This window comes from Microvirga ossetica (assembly GCF_002741015.1).
Lineage (GTDB): Bacteria > Pseudomonadota > Alphaproteobacteria > Rhizobiales > Beijerinckiaceae > Microvirga > Microvirga ossetica.
Map to the genome: position 1 here is coordinate 5406410 of NZ_CP016616.1, position 17676 is coordinate 5424085.

At 64.6% G+C, this 17676-nt stretch carries 16 protein-coding genes and 2 tRNA genes; 13 read left to right on the top strand and 5 right to left on the bottom strand.

The window, feature by feature from the left end; genetic code table 11:
- Positions 1-36: 36 nt before the first annotated feature.
- From sseA to BB934_RS25755, 3 genes are all read right to left on the bottom strand, one after another.
- On the bottom strand, positions 37-894 hold the full coding sequence (sseA, locus tag BB934_RS25745) for a 3-mercaptopyruvate sulfurtransferase (protein ID WP_099512225.1): 858 nt from the start codon (positions 892-894) through the stop codon (positions 37-39).
- Positions 895-928: 34 nt separating this feature from the next.
- Positions 929-1651, bottom strand: a complete 723-nt coding sequence (locus BB934_RS25750) for an alanyl-tRNA editing protein (RefSeq protein WP_099512226.1) — start codon at positions 1649-1651, stop codon at positions 929-931.
- 233 nt (positions 1652-1884) lie between these two features.
- A tRNA-Asn gene (locus BB934_RS25755) sits at positions 1885-1959 on the bottom strand.
- A 212-nt stretch (positions 1960-2171) separates the two neighbouring features.
- Here BB934_RS25755 and BB934_RS25760 point away from each other — a divergent pair.
- The 5 genes from BB934_RS25760 (at position 2172) to BB934_RS25780 (ending at position 8126) form a co-directional block, all read left to right on the top strand.
- Positions 2172-2245, top strand: a tRNA-Cys gene (locus tag BB934_RS25760).
- Positions 2246-2268: 23 nt separating this feature from the next.
- Positions 2269-2931: a protein-L-isoaspartate O-methyltransferase family protein gene (locus BB934_RS25765; RefSeq protein ID WP_099513223.1), complete on the top strand. Its 663-nt coding sequence runs from the start codon at positions 2269-2271 to the stop codon at positions 2929-2931.
- Positions 2932-3172: 241 nt separating this feature from the next.
- On the top strand, positions 3173-4534 hold the full coding sequence (locus BB934_RS25770; protein WP_099513224.1) for a TolC family outer membrane protein: 1362 nt from the start codon (positions 3173-3175) through the stop codon (positions 4532-4534).
- 155 nt (positions 4535-4689) lie between these two features.
- Positions 4690-5232 (top strand): PopZ family protein, encoded by a 543-nt coding sequence (locus tag BB934_RS25775; RefSeq protein ID WP_099512227.1) that lies wholly within the window; start codon positions 4690-4692, stop codon positions 5230-5232.
- 185 nt (positions 5233-5417) lie between these two features.
- Entirely contained in the window at positions 5418-8126 is a 2709-nt protein-coding gene (locus BB934_RS25780; protein ID WP_099513225.1) for a valine--tRNA ligase, read from the top strand.
- A 232-nt stretch (positions 8127-8358) separates the two neighbouring features.
- On the opposite strand, the gene BB934_RS25785 is transcribed toward BB934_RS25780, so the two are convergent.
- Positions 8359-9705 carry an Nramp family divalent metal transporter gene (locus tag BB934_RS25785; protein ID WP_099512228.1) on the bottom strand — a complete coding sequence of 449 codons (1347 nt, stop codon included), beginning with the start codon at positions 9703-9705 and terminating at the stop codon, positions 8359-8361.
- A 226-nt stretch (positions 9706-9931) separates the two neighbouring features.
- Between BB934_RS25785 and BB934_RS25790 the strand changes: the two genes are divergently transcribed.
- The 6 genes from BB934_RS25790 to BB934_RS25815 all read left to right on the top strand — a co-directional run bounded on the left by BB934_RS25790 (position 9932) and on the right by BB934_RS25815 (position 14721).
- Entirely contained in the window at positions 9932-11908 is a 1977-nt protein-coding gene (locus tag BB934_RS25790) for an acetyl/propionyl/methylcrotonyl-CoA carboxylase subunit alpha (protein ID WP_099513226.1), read from the top strand.
- Positions 11909-11961: 53 nt separating this feature from the next.
- On the top strand, positions 11962-12399 hold the full coding sequence (locus BB934_RS25795) for a DUF1489 family protein (protein ID WP_099512229.1): 438 nt from the start codon (positions 11962-11964) through the stop codon (positions 12397-12399).
- 26 nt (positions 12400-12425) lie between these two features.
- Entirely contained in the window at positions 12426-12686 is a 261-nt protein-coding gene (locus BB934_RS25800) for a hypothetical protein (protein WP_157934309.1), read from the top strand.
- Positions 12687-12766: 80 nt separating this feature from the next.
- Positions 12767-13123, top strand: coding sequence for a hypothetical protein (locus BB934_RS25805; RefSeq protein WP_099512231.1), 357 nt, complete (start codon positions 12767-12769; stop codon positions 13121-13123).
- Between the two features lie 96 nt (positions 13124-13219).
- On the top strand, positions 13220-13927 hold the full coding sequence (locus BB934_RS25810; protein ID WP_099512232.1) for a glutathione S-transferase N-terminal domain-containing protein: 708 nt from the start codon (positions 13220-13222) through the stop codon (positions 13925-13927).
- Positions 13928-14010: 83 nt separating this feature from the next.
- A complete protein-coding gene (locus tag BB934_RS25815) occupies positions 14011-14721 on the top strand; it encodes a DnaJ domain-containing protein (RefSeq protein ID WP_099512233.1) in 711 nt (236 codons plus the stop codon).
- An 81-nt stretch (positions 14722-14802) separates the two neighbouring features.
- On the opposite strand, the gene BB934_RS25820 is transcribed toward BB934_RS25815, so the two are convergent.
- Positions 14803-16380, bottom strand: a complete 1578-nt coding sequence (locus BB934_RS25820) for a D-alanyl-D-alanine carboxypeptidase (RefSeq protein WP_099512234.1) — start codon at positions 16378-16380, stop codon at positions 14803-14805.
- A 255-nt stretch (positions 16381-16635) separates the two neighbouring features.
- Between BB934_RS25820 and BB934_RS25825 the strand changes: the two genes are divergently transcribed.
- Together BB934_RS25825 and clpS are read left to right on the top strand one after the other, a co-directional pair.
- Complete coding sequence (locus BB934_RS25825; RefSeq protein WP_099512235.1) at positions 16636-16965, top strand: phasin family protein; 330 nt, start codon at positions 16636-16638, stop codon at positions 16963-16965.
- Positions 16966-17261: 296 nt separating this feature from the next.
- Entirely contained in the window at positions 17262-17654 is a 393-nt protein-coding gene (gene clpS / locus BB934_RS25830) for an ATP-dependent Clp protease adapter ClpS (RefSeq protein WP_237050101.1), read from the top strand.
- Positions 17655-17676: the final 22 nt, after the last annotated feature.

The window sequence follows — 17676 nt, forward strand, 5'->3', positions numbered from 1 at the left end:
TCCCTCCCCGCAAGGGGAGGGAAGCGGGGGATGCCGTCAATCAGTCTTCTTCGCCGATCCCGTTTCCACCGGCAGGTCCTCCCGCGCGCCCCATTCGGACCACGAGCCGTCGTAGATCGCCTGGATCGGGCGCCCGGCCACTTCGAAGGCGACGCCGAGGATCGCCGCCGAGACGCCGGAGCCGCAGGTGGTGATCACCGGCTGGCCCGGATCGATGCCTGCATCCGCGATGGCCTTCTCGAGCCCGGCCTTGTCCTTCAGCCGTCCGTTCTCGACGATCTCGCCGAAGGGCAGGTTGAGGCTTCCCGGAATATGGCCGGAGCGCAGGCCCGGGCGCGGCTCGGGGGCTTCGCCGCGGAAACGATCTCCGGGCCGGGCATCGACGACCTGCGCCGCACCGGATCGCAGCGCCGCCTGGATCGTCGAGGCATCCGCGACCACGGCCGGGTCGAAGGAAGGCTTGAAGGTTCGAGGAGCGCGCGGTGTCTCGGGCCCGGTCTCGACGGGCCGTCCTTCCGCCTTCCAGGCCGGAAAGCCGCCTTCGAGAATCGACACGTTGCGCGCGCCGAAGACCTGGAAGGTCCAGCGCACGCGCGGCGCCGCGAAGAGGCCGGCGCCGTCATAGACCACGATGGTCGTGTCCTCGCCGATTCCCATCGCGCCGGCAGCCTGCGCGAAGTTGTCCGGCGAAGGCAGCATGTGGGGCAGGGCGGAGGAGGTGTCCTTTACGCTGTCGATGTCGAACCGCACCGCGCCGGGAATATGGCCGGCAAGATACTCGGCCTGCGGATCGCGATTCTGCGTAGGCAGGTACCAGGAGCCGTCCACGACCACGAGATCCGGGTCGTTCAGGTGCTCCTGCAGCCATGCGGTCGATACGAAGGGTTGGGACATGGGCAATTCCTTTCGATTCGAGCGGATGAATCCCTCAGTCGACAAGGGACAGGCGGACGCGGCGGTTCTGCTTGCCCTTCTTCTCGATGTCGGTGATCACGACGGAGCCGATCTCGCCGGTGCGCCGCACATGCGTGCCGCCGCAGGGCTGGAGATCGATGCCGTCGATCTCGACGAGGCGCACGCGGCCCGATCCGCGCGGCGGCTTCACCGACATGGTCTTCACCAGCCCCGGATTGGCATCGAGCTCCTCGTCGGTGATCCAGCGCTCGGTCACGGGTGCGTCGCGCGCGATCAGCGCATTCAGCTTTTCCGTGACTTCCGCCTTGTCGAGGCCCGCATCCGGAATGTCGAAATCGAGCCGCCCATCGCCGTCGCCGATGGAGCCGCCGGTGACCGGGTAGGGCAGGACGACGCTCAAGAGATGAAGCGCCGTGTGGACGCGCATGCGCTTGAGCCGCCGCGGCCAATCGAGCTCGAGCGTGACGGTCTCGCCCTCCGTCAGGCGCGAGGCGGCCTCCGCGCCGACGAGATGTGCGACCTGCGAACGATCGGCGCCGTAGACTGTGTTCGCGATCTCGATTCTCTCTCCCTTCGACGTGACCAGCGCGCCGGTGTCGCCCGGCTGTCCGCCGCCCTGGGCATAGAAGATCGTGCGGTCGAGAACGATTCCGCCCTCCGGCGTGATCCCGAGGATTTTTGCCTCGCAGGAGGTGGCATAAGCATCGTCGCGGAAAAGAAGCGTCGTGGCGGCCATGATTGTCCCGTTCGAAAAAGAGGGGCGATGCTGACGGCAAGGACGCGCGGCGGTCAAGCCATAACCGACGTGTGCGGAATGAACCGGGGAGGAGCAGCATTCGAACCCGCGATCGTCGAACCTGCGACGGTTGTCACGGCGAACCTGCGAGGCGTGCGCCGCAGCCGAATGCCAAGCCTCGAACGTGAGGCGTGCCGGGTTCGGTCAGGATCTGATCGGGAGGGTAGGAAGGTTGGCTCCGGCGGTAGGATTCGAACCTACGACCAACGGATTAACAGTCCGCTGCGCTACCGCTGCGCCACGCCGGAATATGCCATACCATTCGAAGAAGCTTTGCTTTGAGCTTCCCTGAACGCCGCGGAGCCTTCGAAAGGCCGTCCGTCGGCGAGGTGGGAGGCATATAGCACGGGTTTCGACGGTTGCAAGTGCCTTATTGGCGCGGGCGAGCGAAAAGGGGCTGTTGCTCTTTGGGGGGATGGTTGCTATTGAGCAGCCGTCGCGTTCGCGGCACTCCCAGGACGGCCTCGTGGCGGAGTGGTTACGCAGAGGACTGCAAATCCTTGCACCCCGGTTCGATTCCGGGCGAGGCCTCCAATAAGTTTCTGAAGGCACTATCCATGGTCGATTTCGCTCAAGCGCGCCGGACAATGGTCGATGGCCAGCTGCGCACTTTCGATGTGAACGACATGCCGCTCCTGGATGCCATGGATACCGTCCCGCGCGAGCTCTTCGCGCTCCCCGGTCGCCAGGACCTTGCCTATATCGACCAGGACATCCTCGTCAGCGACGGCGCCGAGCGGCGCTACATGCTCTCCCCGATGATCCTCGGCCGCATGATCCAGGCCCTCTCGATCGAGGCCGGCGAGCGGGTTCTCGACGTGGCCTGCGGCCGCGGCTATGCCTCCGCCGTCTTCCACGAGCTCGGTGCCCAGGTGACCGCGCTCGAATCCGACGAGGCCCTGGCCTCGGTCGCCCGTGCGAGCCTGAGCGCTGCCGGTGCCGCCGGGGTGACGGTCGTCGCGGGTCCGCTCGACGAGGGCTATGCCGGCAATGCGCCCTATGACGCAATTCTCATCAACGGCTCGGTCGAGGTTCGTCCGGAAGCGCTCCTCGGGCAGTTGGCGGAAGGCGGGCGTCTCGTCTGCGTGAAGGGGCGCGGGCGTGCGGCGCAGGCGACGCTTTATGTGCGGTCGGGCGATGCGATCGGCGAGCGGAGCCTGTTCGAGGCTGCCGCGCCGCTGCTGACGCCCTTCCTCCAGACCCCCGGCTTCACGTTCTAATCCTTTCCAATTCCTCAATTTGTCGTGCAGGAGGTGTCGCTTTTTTGCGCCACTCTCACGCTAAAATCGATTTGGCCGCAGCCTGTTGTTGCCGACTCGTTTCCCTTGGGTATTGTTGCGCTTTGAATGGAAGTGGTTTCTGAAGTGGCGTCGATTACGACTGGACCGTCGTTGGATCGCTAGGCAGGTGCGCGTGAACGAAAAGTACTCCAAGAAAACGTATCGCTTGCTCTTTGGGGCAATGACCTCGGTGTTCGTGCTGGCGGGCGCGACCGGGGTGTCGGCCGAGACCTTGGAGAGCGCTTTGGCGCGCGCCTATGGCAACAATCCCGACATCAACGCTCAGCGCGCGAGTGTCCGCGCAACCGACGAGACCGTTCCCCAGGCCAAGTCCGGCTATCGTCCGCAGATCAGTGGCGTAGCCGATGTCGGCCGGAGCTGGGTAGAGGCCGAGTCGCCCGCATCGCGTTTCTCGCCGAATACGACAAGCAGAAATACGCTGATCCCCCGTGGGTTTGGGGTTGAGATCAATCAGTCGCTCTTCGATGGGTATCGGACCACGAACAGGGTCCGGGCGGCCGAATCCTCCGTCCTCGGTTCGCGGGAAACCCTGAACACCACCGAGCAGAGCGTGCTGCTCGACGGCGCGACGGCCTATATGGACGTCCTGCGCGACACCGCTATTCTCGACCTGCAGCGCAATAACGTCGAGGTAATCGACGAACAGCTCCGGCAGACCCGCGACCGCTTCAATGTCGGCGAAGTGACCCGGACGGACGTCGCTCAGGCCGAGGCGCGCCTTGCCGCTGCCCGGTCCGAGGCCAGCCTCGCCGAAGCCACCCTGCGCAACAGCATAGCGATCTATCGTCAGGTCATCGGCGTAGAGCCCGCACAGCTGGCTCCCGGCCGGCCGCTCGACCGCCTGACGCCCCGCAACGTCGACTCCGCCCTGAAGGTCGCCCTCAACGAGCATCCGGCCATCAAGGCGCGCCAGCATGCGGTCGACGTGGCCGAGCTGCAGGTGAAGATCGAGCAGGGTGCCCTTGCTCCGCAATTGGGAGTCGTCGGTGCCATCGATCAGCGCTACGACAATCAGCAGGAAGGCGATGCCGCGCTTTCTGCCTCAGTCGTCGCGCGGCTGACCGTGCCGATCTACGAAGGCGGCCAGGCCTATGCGGCCACCCGCCAGGCCAAGGAGACGGCCGGCCAGCGTCGGCTCGAGGCCGATTCCGTGCGCGACCAGGTCCGCGCCGCCGTGCAATCCTCCTGGGGCCGGCTGGAAGCGGCCCGGGCCCAGATCCAGGCGGCGCAGGCGCAGATCGATGCGGCCGAGACGGCGCTCAACGGTGTGCGCGAAGAGGCCCGCGTCGGCCAGCGCACCACCCTCGACGTGTTGAACGCGCAGCAGGAACTGCTCAACGCCCGCGTCAACCTCATCACGGCTCAGCGCGACCGCGTGGTCGCCTCCTACAGCCTCGTCAATGCGATGGGACGGCTCAATTCGCGGGCTCTCGGCTTGAGGGTGAATCACTACAGCCCGAAGATTCATTACGATCAGGTTAAGGATCTCTGGGTCGGGACGTCGACGCCGGACGGTCGTTGATAAGTTTTCGGGCCAGAACTTTTTAGTTCTGGCCCTCCTTGTTTTCTTTAGGTTTGCGTAAAATACTTTAAGTACATTCATAAGAATGTGATTCTTGCGTTGATGATTTGGATGCGGCTATGGGGTCGGCGAGCCTAAAGGTTAATGAGCCATCGATGGAAGAGATTTTGGCTTCCATCCGGCGTATCATCGCCGACGATGAGGAGCCTCAGCAGTTCTCCGAAGCCGAAGCGCCGAATTCCTCGCCTCTGAAAAACGTCCTCGACATCGCCGAGCTTCACGTGTCTCCGCTCCTCGGATCGACGCCTAACGAGCCGGTGCTCGGCCCCTGGAGCCGCGGGGATGCGGCATTCCTGGACGCCCTTTCAGAGCACGGCTCCGTAGAGCCTGCTCCCGCTCTTCGCGAGCCTGAGGATTTCGGACCGGCGCCGATCATCGTTCCCGCGCCCGTCCTGAAGAACGCTGCGCCGGCGCAGACGGCCGAGGCTCTCCTGTCGAGCGAGGCTGTCGCCTCGGTGACCGGCGCCTTCTCCCGCCTGAGCGAATCCGTCCGCCCCGCCCAGCCCCAGACGGTCGAGGATCTCATGAAGGAGATGCTGCGGCCCATGCTGAAGGCGTGGCTCGACGACAATCTTCCTCCCCTGGTCGAGCGCCTCGTCCGCGAGGAGATCGAGCGCGTCGTCCGCCGCCGGGCCTAGAGCATTTTTCGGCGAAGTGGATCCGGTTCGCCGTCAAAAAATGCGGCAAACCGAAGAAGAAGAGATGATTCCATGCAAATGGAAACAGCTCGAAGATTGTCGCGCCTCTGTTGACTTCGACCGATCCGTCCGGTTTGTAGCCGTCTTGCTTGCGCGTTCGTCGCGCCAACTGGCCGGTATTCATCATGATGGACAAGACGTTCGATCCCTCCGCTGTCGAAGCACACATCTCCACCCGCTGGGAGGATGCCGAGGCCTTCAAGGCTGGCCGCGAGGATCGCAAGGGCGCGGAACCGTACACGATCGTCATCCCGCCGCCGAACGTGACCGGCTCGCTCCACATGGGGCACGCCCTCAACAACACGATCCAGGACATCCTCTGCCGCTTCGAGCGCATGCGCGGCAAGGACGTGCTGTGGCAGCCGGGCATGGACCATGCCGGCATCGCCACGCAGATGGTCGTTGAGCGCCGGCTCGCCGAGCGCCAAATCCAGCGCCGCGACCTTGGCCGTGACGAATTCGTCCGGCGGGTCTGGGAGTGGAAGGAGGAGTCCGGCGGCACCATCGTGCGCCAGCTCAAGCGCCTCGGCGCCTCCTGCGACTGGTCGCGCGAGCGCTTCACCATGGACGAGGGCCTGTCGCAGGCCGTGCTGAAGGTCTTCGTCGACCTCTACAAGCAGGGCCTGATGTACAAGGACAAGCGCCTTGTGAACTGGGACCCGAAGTTCCAGACTGCGATCTCCGACCTCGAGGTGCAGCAGGTCGAGGTGAAGGGCAACCTCTGGCATATCCGCTACGCCATCGAGGGCATGCCCGACCGGTCGATCACCGTGGCGACCACGCGCCCCGAGACCATGCTCGGCGACGTGGCCGTTGCCGTTCACCCCGACGACGAGCGCTACAAGGACCTTGTCGGCCAATTCGCGATCTTGCCGCTCGTCGGCCGCCGCATCCCGATCGTCGCCGACGAATATTCCGACCCGGAGAAGGGCACGGGCGCGGTGAAGATCACCCCGGCGCACGACTTCAACGATTTCGAGGTCGGCCGCCGCCACAAGCTGCCGCTCGTCAACATCTTCGGCACCGAGGCTCAACTTGCGCTCGCCGGCAACGAGGCCTTCCTGGAAGGCGTGAGTCAGAACGACGACCTCAAGGCCGTTCTCGCCCTCGACGGCCTCGATCGCTTCGAAGCCCGCAAGCGCATCGTCGCCATGCTGGAGGAGCGCGAGCTGCTCGTGCAGATCGAGCCGCATGTTCACACGGTCCCACACGGCGACCGCTCGAACGTGGTGATCGAGCCCTACCTCACGGACCAATGGTACCTGAACGTGAAGCCGCTCGCCGAGCGTGCGCTCGGCGCGGTGCGCCAGGGCAAGACCAAGTTCGTGCCGGAAAACTGGGAGAAGACCTATTTCCAGTGGCTCGAGAACATCGAGCCCTGGTGCGTCTCGCGCCAGCTCTGGTGGGGCCACCAGATTCCCGCCTGGTATGACGATCAGGGCAATGTCTTCGTCGCTCTCAGCGAGGAAGACGCCAAGGCTCAGGCGCGCGAGAAGAACGGTCGCGACGTTCCGCTCAAGCGCGACGAGGACGTGCTCGACACCTGGTTCTCCTCGGCGCTGTGGCCGTTCTCGACGCTCGGCTGGCCGGACGACACGCCGGAGCTCGATCGCTACTACCCGACCAACACGCTCGTCACGGGCTTCGACATCATCTTCTTCTGGGTCGCCCGCATGATGATGATGGGCCTCCACTTCATGGACGAGGTTCCCTTCGACACGGTCTACATCCACGCCCTCGTCCGCGACGAGAAGGGTGCCAAGATGTCGAAGTCGAAAGGCAACGTCATCGATCCGCTCGACGTGGTCGAGCAGTACGGCGCCGATGCCCTGCGCATGACGCTCGCCGCCATGGCCGCGCAGGGGCGCGACATCAAGCTGTCCGTCCAGCGTGTGGAGAGCTACCGCAACTTCGCGACCAAGATCTGGAACGCGGCGCGCTTTGCCGAGATGAACGAGTGCCGGCGCGTTGCCGGCTTCGATCCGAAATCGGTGAAGGAGACGCTCAACAAATGGGCGCTCAGCGAATGCGCCAAGGCGATCGACGAAGTGTCGGCCGGCATTCAGGGCTACAAGTTCAACGAGGCGGCGCTCGCCGCCTACCGCTTCGTCTGGAACGTGTTCTGCGACTGGACGCTCGAACTCGCCAAGCCCGTGCTGCAGGGCGCGGATTCGCCCGCCAAGGACGAGACCCGCGCCACCATCGCCTTTATCTTCGACGAGATCTGCAAGCTGCTGCATCCCTTCATGCCCTTCCTCACGGAGGAGCTGTGGGCGATCAAGGGCGCGGAAGGCCCGAAGCGCGAGACGATCCTCGCGCTCACGCCGTGGCCCGCTCTCGCTCATCTCATCGACGTCGAGGCCGAGGCCGAGATCGGCTGGGTGGTGGACCTCGTCAACGAGATCCGTTCCGCCCGGTCCGAGACCAATGTGCCGGCAGGCGCCCAGATCCCGCTCGCGCTGGTCGCGTCCTCCGACGACGTCCGGACCCGCGCCGGCCGATGGGGCGATATCGTGAAGCGGCTTGCGCGCATCTCGGAGATCTCCTTCGTCGACGCGGCGCCGAAGAGCTCGATCCAGCTCATCATCCGCGGCGAGGCGGCAGCCCTGCCGCTGGAGGGCGTGATCGACCTCGACGCCGAGCGCGCCCGCCTCGCCAAGGAGATCCAGAAGCTCGATGCGGAAGTGGCTAAGATCGACGCGAAGCTCGGCAACGCCGACTTCCTCAAGCGGGCGCCGGAAGAAGTGGTCGACGAGCAGCGCGAGCGCCGCGAGGAGGCCGTGACTCGCAAGGCGAAGATGGAAGAGGCGCTGAGCCGGTTGAAGGACGCGTAAGACAGTTCGTTCCCATGCACGTCATCACCGGCCTCGTGCCGGTGATCTCGATCAGGCAGGCGCAGCGCTTTTCAGAAGCGGTATGGCCGGCACACGACCGGCCATGACGTCGGAGGTGTCATCCCCGGCGGCCGCAGGCCGGGAAGGGGATCCACTCATACGCTCGGCGCTATGGATTCCCTTCCCCTCCGCTGCGCTCCGGCCGGGAATGACAAGGCGCGCCAATTGCGCCTCACCCCAGCACGAAATCCACCAGCAGCTTCACGTTCAGCACCACGATCACCGCGGCGATGACGCCGGCGAAGGCGGTGAGCCAGCGCGGGGTGACGAGGTCGCCCATCTTTTTCTTCGAGGCGGTCATCGTCACGAGCGGGATCACGGCGAAGGGAAGCTGAAGACTCAGGATCACCTGGCTCAGGATCAGAAGTTTCGCCGTGCCGCTCTCGCCATACGCGATGGTGACGCCCGCCGCAGGGATGATGGCGATGCCGCGGGTGACGAGGCGGCGCAGCCAGGGCGCCATCCGGAAGTTGATGAAGCCCTCCATGACGATCTGGCCGGCCATGGTCGCCGTCACCGTGGAGTTGAGGCCGCAGCACAGAAGCGACAGGCCGAACAGCATCGGTGCGATGGCGCTGCCGAGGATCGGCTGGAGAAGCGTATGCGCCTCACCGAGTTCCGCGATTTCGGACCGGCCCGTGTGATGGAAGGCAGCTGCTGCGAGGATGAGCAGGGACGCGTTGATGGTGAGCGCGAACATCAGGGCGATGGTCGAGTCGAGGGTCGCAAAGCGAAGCGCCTCGCGCCGCTCCGGCAGCGTCTCGCCATAGGCGCGGGTCTGCACGATGCCGGAATGCAGGTAGAGGTTATGCGGCATCACCGTCGCGCCGAGGATGCCGAGGGCGAGGTAGAGCATGTCCGGATTGGTGACGATCTCTGTGGTCGGCGCAAAGCCCACGATCACGCCCGACCAGTCGGGATCGGCCATCGCGATCTGGATGCCGAAGCACAGGGCGATCACGCCGAGCAGGGTGATGATGAAGGCCTCGACCCAGCGGAAGCCTAGATTCTGCAGATAGAGGATCAGGAACACGTCGAGCGCCGTGATGACGACGCCGATTTCGAGCGGCACGCCGAAGAGCAGGTTCAGGCCGATGGCCGTGCCGATGACCTCCGCGAGGTCGGTGGCGCAGATGGCAAGCTCCGCCAGGACCCATAGGCCCCAGGCGACCGGCCTCGGATAGGCGTCCCGGCAGGCCTGCGCGAGGTCGCGCCCCGTGGCGACCGCAAGGCGGGCGCAGAGCGACTGCAGGACAATCGCCATGATGTTGGAGATCAGCGCCACGGAGAGCAGGGCGTAGCCGTATTTCGAGCCGCCGGCGAGGGAGGTCGCCCAGTTGCCGGGGTCCATGTAGCCCACGGCCACCAGATAGCCGGGGCCCATAAAGGCAGCGGCCCGCCGCCAAGTCGATCCCGGCCGCACCGCAATGGTCCGGTTGACCTCCGGCAGGGAGGGCAAATCCCGCGAGCTGCGCCACGCAGCTTTTTGCACAAGGGAAATGGGGGCCGGTTGGTCCATGGTATCTTTCTGCAGTTGCAAATGATTTGCAATAAGAGGCTAGCGTGGAACGAACACTTGAGCAAGAGGGGAAGACGCACAAAGTTGCATCGAAGGGCATTCCCCCCTCAAAAGGGTCAAAGCTCCCTGTCGGAGCGAAGCGGGAGGCGGGAGTTCGGGCGTGACAAGAGGCCTGAGGTTTGCTCTAGGTTTTCGAAAGCCGGACGGCACCGAACAAGGGATGGTCATGCTCGAGAGTGTCCTGATTGCGAACCGCGGCGAGATCGCATGCCGCATCATCCGCACCGCCCGGCGGCTCGGGATGCGCACCATCGCGGTCTATTCGGAGGCGGATGCCGGGGCGCTCTTCGTGCAGATGGCGGACGAAGCCCATCTCATCGGTCCGCCGCCGGCTCGCGAGAGCTATCTCCAGATCGACAGGATCATCGAGGTCGCTAAGCGGACAGGGGCAGCCTCCATCCATCCCGGCTACGGCTTCCTGTCCGAGCGGGCGGAATTCGCCGAGGCCTGCGCCAAGAACGGCATCGTCTTCGTCGGCCCGCCCAGCTCCGCCATCAAGGCGATGGGGCTGAAGGACGCGGCAAAATCCCTGGTGCAGCAGGCAGGCGTGCCGGTGGTGCCGGGCTATCACGGCTCGAAGCAGGATCCGGACTTCCTGCGCCAGAAGGCCTACGAGATCGGCTATCCGGTGCTGATCAAGGCGGTTGCCGGCGGTGGCGGCAAGGGAATGCGGCGCGTCGAGAAGGCGGCCGATTTCGATGCGGCGTTGGAGAGCGCCCAGCGCGAGGCGCAGAACTCCTTCGGTGATCCGCGCGTCCTGGTGGAGAAATACATCCTCTCGCCGCGCCATATCGAGATCCAGGTGTTTGCCGATAGCCACGGCAACGTGGTGCATCTGTTCGAGCGCGACTGCTCGCTGCAGCGCCGCCATCAGAAGGTGATCGAGGAGGCGCCCGCTCCCGGCATGACGCCGGAGATGCGCGCAACGATGGGGAATGCGGCGGTCGAAGCCGCCCGCGCCGTCGGTTATGTGGGCGCCGGCACCGTCGAGTTCATCGCCGACGGTCGCGAGGGCCTGCGCCCCGACCGCTTCTACTTCATGGAAATGAACACCCGCCTGCAGGTGGAGCATCCGGTGACCGAGGCGATCACCGGGCTCGATCTCGTCGAGTTGCAGTTCCGTGCCGCCGCGGGCGAGGTTTTGCCCTTCTCGCAGGAGGATCTCGCCATCGACGGCCACGCGGTCGAGGCACGCCTTTATGCGGAGGATCCGGAAAAGGAATTCCTGCCGTCGACCGGCAAGCTCTGGGCCCTCGAATTCCCGGAGGGCGAGGGCATCCGCATCGATACCGGCGTCGAGGCCGGGGCCGACGTGACGCCCTATTACGATCCCATGATCGCGAAGGTCATCGCCCACGGCGAGACGCGCGAGGAAGCGTTGGACAGGCTCGCCGCGGCGCTCGGGGAAACCATCGTCGCCGGACCGAAGACCAACGCGGCCTTCCTGAAGAAACTCTGCGAGGCGCAAGGTTTCAGGGCAGGGCAGTTCGATACCGGGTTCATCGACCGCAACCTCGAGAGCCTTGGCGTCGGGCCGCAGCCCGTCGACGAGGTCGCGGTCTCCTTTGGCGCCTCCGCGCTCATCTCGCGGCAGATCGAGCGGTTGCGCATGGCGGAGCTGCAGAAGAGCGACGAGCCGTCCTCGCCCTGGTCGACGCCGGATGGCTTCCAGCTGCTCGGGACCCGCAGCGTCGGCGTGCCGCTTCTCGTGGACGGCGAACGTGCCGAAGCGCGCGAGGTGTTCAGCCGCGAGCACCATGGCGCCAGCACCGTCGCTTACGGAGAGAGCGATCCCTGGGCCGAGGACGTGGTCGACCGGGAGGTCGACGCGCCGCACGGGGTCTACATCATCCGCAACGGGCGCCAGACCCTCGTGCAGCCTTTCGATCCCTTCGACGTCGATCTCGAGCACATGGACGAGGGCGGCGCGGTGAAAGCGCCGATGCACGGCAAGCTCATCGCCGTGTTCGTGCAGCCGGGCGAGCGGGTCGAGAAAGGCCAGCGCCTTGCGATCGTCGAGGCGATGAAGATGGAGCATGTGCTGGTCGCGCCCGCCGATGCCGAGATAGCGGAGATCGCCGCCGAACCCGGTGCGCAGGTGGCCGAAGGCGCGCGCCTGATCGTGCTCAAGACGGAGGAATAGCCTGCGGTGCATTGCCGGATGTTCCCGGCAGCCCGGACATGGTTGAAATGCACATGGCCCTTCACCTGATCAAACTCTGCGTCGGCTGCGACTCGATCACGGATCTCGAGGAATGGATCGAGGAGAATCGCGCGCTGCACCGCCGCCTCGGCCGCGACTACGAGCAGACGCATACCACCCGGATGGTGCCGAAGCGCGTCGACGAGTTGCTCGACGGCGGCTCGCTCTTCTGGGTCATCAAGGGCCATGTCGCCGCGCGCCAGACGCTCCTCGACGTCCGGCCATTCACGGATGCCGACGGCATCGGCCGCTGCCGGCTGGTGCTGGACTCGAAGGTCGTCACGGTCGAGCCGCGCCCCTACCGGCCGTTCCAGGGCTGGCGCTATCTCGTCGCCAAGGACGCGCCGCGTGACATCGACCTGAAATCGGGCGATCTTGCCCTGATGCCGGACGACATGCGGCGCGAACTGGCCGAGCTGGGCCTCCTGTGACCTATGCAATTCTCAACGAGGCTATGATGAGGCTAGCGATCTCCCTCTGCTTCCTTCTGGTGGCCTCCGGCGGTCCGGCCTTTGCGAAAGATTGCCGCATTCCCGACCCGGCGCCCGGCGTTCGCGCGCAGCTGCCGCCTGAATGCAAGAGCTCGGTTCAGGCCGGTCGGACCGGGGCCGGGCGGCAGGAAGCTCTTCAGGCAAATCAGGGCTTCATCGATATCGGCAATGGTACCCGGGTGCGGATTGGCGGACGGGTGCGCGTCGAAGCCGGGGCCGTCCGTTAGACTTTTTGGCTGTGGATGCTCCGGGAACCGCGCTGCCTCGATACGCATTGGCTCAGCAGTTCAGTTGAGTGGAGGTTCCGATGCTACTCTGTGCATCCGAAGGCCGGCACTGGCGCTACGAGGTCTGCGAGCATGAGGACGGCTATCTCGTCCAGATGCGGGATTTGATGACCGGTGACCTGGACGACGAATTCTCCACCATCTTCCGCACCCTTCCCGTCGCATTCGCCTATGCCGAGATGTCCGCCGCTTACGAGCGCTACGCAGCCTCGGAACTCGAACATGTGCCTGACGAGCAGATCGAGATCGATGTGGAGCTGACCGAGCGGCATTTCATCGACCTCAGCGACCGGCTGCACGATTCGGGCATGAACGGCATCGTCGTCCAGGCCTGGGAGCGGGAAAGCCAGCGCAGCTCGGTCCGGATGCTGCACTGACGCTTAATTGAAGGCAGCCGGCTGCTTCGCGATTGAAAGCCTTGGCTGTCCCACTAGCATTCCTCCATCACGACTCATGCTCATGATGGAGTTTCCATGGCCGATCTTTCCGCCTTCCCGATCGCGACCCGCTGGCCGGCCCAGCGTCCCGATCGGATCCAGCTTTATTCCACACCGACGCCGAACGGGGTCAAAGTCTCCATCATGCTGGAGGAGACCGGGCTTCCTTACGAGCCGCATTTCATCAATATCGGCCAGAACGAGACCTGGACGCCGGAATATCTGGCTTTGAACCCGAACGGGAAAATCCCCTCGATCATCGACCCCGCCGGGCCGGGCGGCAAGCCGCTTGCCCTGTTCGAATCCGGCGCGATCCTGCTTTACCTGGCCGAAAAGACCGGAAAGTTCCTGCCGTCCGATCCGGCGCGCCGTTACGAAACGATCCAGTGGGTGTTCTTCCAGATGGCGGCGGTGGGACCGATGTTCGGTCAGCTCGGCTTCTTCCACAAATTCGCCGGCCGGGAGATCGAGGACAAGCGCCCGCTCGAGCGCTACCGGAACGAATCGAAGCGCCTGCTCGGCGTGCTCGAGACGCGGCTCGAGGGACGTGACTGGATCATGGGCGAGGATTTCACCATCGCCGACATTTCCCTGCTCGGCTGGGTCCGCAACCTGGTCGGTTTCTACGGCGCCGGCGAGCTGGTGGAGTTCGACAGCTTCAAGCGCGTGCCGGCTTGGCTGGAGCGCGGGCTTGCCCGCCCGGCCGTCCAGCGCGGTCTCGAGATCCCGAAGCGTCCGGAGTAAACGGAAGCTGAGACCGAGATCGTCGATCCGGTGATTTACATCGGCCCCATCCCGGCCCACATGTTGGGGTGGGGAAGAAAACGATGATGCTGCTTCTTGGAATTGCGGCGGTCGCCCTTCTATGGTGGCTCGCCAAAACTTATACGCGCACCGACACGAAGGCTCTGGCCAAGAGCCTCAAGGTGGTGGCCGGCGTCGCTGCGCTGGGAGCGGCCGTGCTCCTCGGTATCCGGGGGCGGCTCGACATGGCGCTGCTGCTCGGCGGTTTCGGAGCCTGGGCGCTGGGATGGAATTCGCTCAACATTCCGGGGCCCTGGCGCAAGTTTCAGCAGGCGACGGGCCGGTTCTCGCGCATCCGCTCGGCCATGATCGAGATGGAAATCGACCATTCGACCGGGGCCGTCGAGGGCAGCGTCCTGGTCGGATCCCTTGCAGGACGCCGCTTGTCGAGCCTCGATCCTCAGGGGCTGCGCCAGCTCTATGAGGAATGCTGCGCCCACGATCCCCAGGGCGTGCCGCTCCTAGAGGCTTATCTTGATCGCCGGTTTTCCGGCTGGCGTGAAAACGCTCAGGGAGATCGCGACACGCGGACGCGCACCCAAGCGCATTCGGGCGTAATGACGAAAGAGGAAGCCTATCAGATCCTGGGGCTTCAGCCGGGCGCGAGCCTCGACGAGGTCCGCAAAGCGCACCGGACGCTGATGAAGAAACTCCATCCCGACCAGGGAGGGACGGCGTATCTCGCGGCTCGCGTGAACGAGGCGAGAGAAGTCTTGCTGGGCCGACATCGCTGATACTCCACGCGCGATCCGGTTTGTCTTTTTACGCTGCGACGGCACAAACACACGCGCCGTCGCAAAGGCCTCGGCCGAAGGTCAGCCTCGAGAGGCGAAGCAGTTCATGCCGCCCTTCTTGAGCAGCTTGCAGGCATTGGCGGCATCGTTGGATTCGGAGAAGCCGGAGAAGCGGGCGCGGTAGAGGGTGGTGCCGTCGACGGTCACCTTCTCCGTGAACGGCGAGGCTTTGCCGAGGACATTGCCGAAGCGGCCACGGGCCGAGTCGAGCATCGCCTTCGCCTTGTCCTCGTCATCCGTCGCGCCGAGCTGGATCACCCAGCCGTTCACGATCTTCTTGGCCTCGACAGCATCCGTCTTGGGTGTCTCCGTCTTGAGCGCCGCCGTCTTGGTCGCAGGAGCGGCCGGAGCCGGCTCGACGGCCTTGGGCTCGATCTTGGCCTGGAGGGCTGCCTTCTGGGAGGCCGGAATCTGGGCCGGCAGGGCGGCATAGGCCTGCGCATTCGCAGGCAGCCCCTCAGGCCCCTTCTGCCAGCGCACGGTGGACGTGGAAGACGGGGTCGTCGTCGAGCTGGCGCCTGCCGCGGAGGCCACGACTGGCCGCAGGGCGTTGAGATCGAGAGCCCTGCGCTCAGGCGCCGCCTGCGGCGTCGCGGCCTGGGCGACCGGAGCCTGCGGCACGGCGGAGGCCACCCTCACGGGGACCGTCACCGGAGCCGGCTCCACCGGACGCGGAGCGGGAGCTTCCGCCACGAGGGCCGGCGCAGCCTCGACGATCGGCGTGCTGCGGTTGCCGGCATAGGCGCGCGGCAGATTGCTGTCGATCAACGATGCCATCTTCTGGTCGCGCGAGGCGCCCGAGCGCCCGCCGAGCACCACGGCGACGATGCTGCGGGTGTCGGTATTGACCGAGGTCAGAAGATTGAAGCCGGAGAGGCGGGTGTAGCCGGTCTTGATGCCGTCGACGCCCTCGACCTTGCCGAGGAGACGGTTATGGCCGCGGATGGTGCGGCTGCCGTACTGGAAGGAGCGGGTCTGGAAGTAGGCGAAATATTTCGGGAAGCGGTCCTGGATGGCGCGCCCTAGGACGGCAAGATCGCGAGCGGTCGTGATGTTCGGCGGCTCGTTCGGCAGGCCGTGCGGGTTGTAGAATGCCGTCGAGCTCATGCCGAGCTCGCGGGCCTTGCGGGTCATCATCGTCGCGAAGGCATCTTCCGAGCCGGCGATGTTCTCGGCGACCACGACGGAGACGTCGTTGGCGGAGAGTGTCACCATGGCCTTGATGGCGTCGTCAACGTCGATGGTCGAGCCGGGGCGTACACCGAGCTTGGTCGGCGGCTGGCTCGCCGCGTAGGAGGACACCGTGAGAGGGGTATCGAGGCGCATACGGCCGCGCTCGAGCTGCTCGAACAGCAGATAGAGGCTCATCACCTTGGTGATGGAGGCGGGAATCCGCGGCTCGTCGATGTTCTCGCCCTGCAGGACCTTGCCGGTCTTGGAATCGACCACGATGGAAGCGGCGAGGGGGCTGTATCCGCCGCCGCTGGGTTTAGCCTTGCGTCGGGCCGCGTCAGCCGGGGAGGCGACGGCGACGGCAACTGACGCAGCGATACCGATAAGGGCCCATGTCTTTCGGTGTCCCATCCAAACCGAATTCATGCTGCTAAATTCCCCGTTTCGTTTGGTTTTCGGCTCTTGCGCCCGGCTCTCTAAAGGGAACCGTTGCCAGCGCGACACATGTCTTGACGGTAAGAGGTTGCGGTTACGGTCGGGTTAACGGAAGCGAAGCGAACGATGCGGTTATTGTGCACTGCACAAAATATCTTGACAAATTTTTGTGCACTGCACATATTGGCCCCGTCAGCTATCCAGCGGCGCCAAAACCTATTTAACGCCTAATTGTCGAGGTTCACAATGCTCCAGTCGTTTTCCCACATTCAGAAGTTCGGCCAGGACAACCTGGACGCCACGATGAAGGCGCTCGGCGCTTTCTCGAGCAACAGCCAGGTGATCGCCAGCGAGACCGCCGACTTCGCCCGCAAGTCCTTCGAGCAGACCTCCGCAACGGTCGAGAAGCTGATGGGCGTTCAGACCCTCGACAAGGCGGTCGAGATCCAGACGGCTTTCGTGAAGGGCGCCTATGACAGCTTCGTCAGCCAGACGACCAAGATGGGCTCGCTCTACTCGAACCTCGCCTCGGAGACGATGAAGCCCTTCGAAGGGCTCCTCTCCAAGGCCGCCTAAAGCCGGGCTCATTCCAAGCCTCCTTTCACGAAACGCCCGGCTTCGTCCCGGGCGTTTTGCGTTGGGGCAGGCATGCACGGAGGGCTGGGCTGGCTCGCTTGTCGTCATCGCGAAGGCGTGACCAACATGTCCCTCTTTTCCCGGAGGCTGCGACCACCCATCTGGTTGATCTGGCGAACCGAATGGAGCGACTATACATTTGGCTGTAGCCGATGGCCCGGAACGGGTTAGGGCCGGAAGCTTGAGGCCAAGAGAAGCTTGAGGCCAAGAACAGAAGAAGGGGCGGTCGTCCGAAGATGCTGCGGTTCACTCAAGGTACTTTGACCCGGTCGGAGCCTTTTCCGATCTCCGCTGCCGGCGGGTCACAGCCTCCTGGAGGCGACGATGGCGGTCGCTCGAACACGGCGATCATCACGAAAACCAAGCCGCGCACGAAACGGCCGAACCTTTACCGCGTTCTTCTCTTGAACGATGATTACACCCCGATGGAGTTCGTGGTGCATGTGCTGGAGCGGTTCTTCAACAAGAACCGTGAGGATGCGACCCGGATCATGTTGCACGTCCACCAGAATGGCGTCGGGGAATGTGGCGTTTTTACTTACGAGGTTGCTGAGACGAAAGTGACGCAAGTCATGGACTACGCCCGGAAGCACCAGCATCCTCTGCAATGTGTAATGGAAAAGAATTAGCCGAGCCCTGTGTCATAAAGGA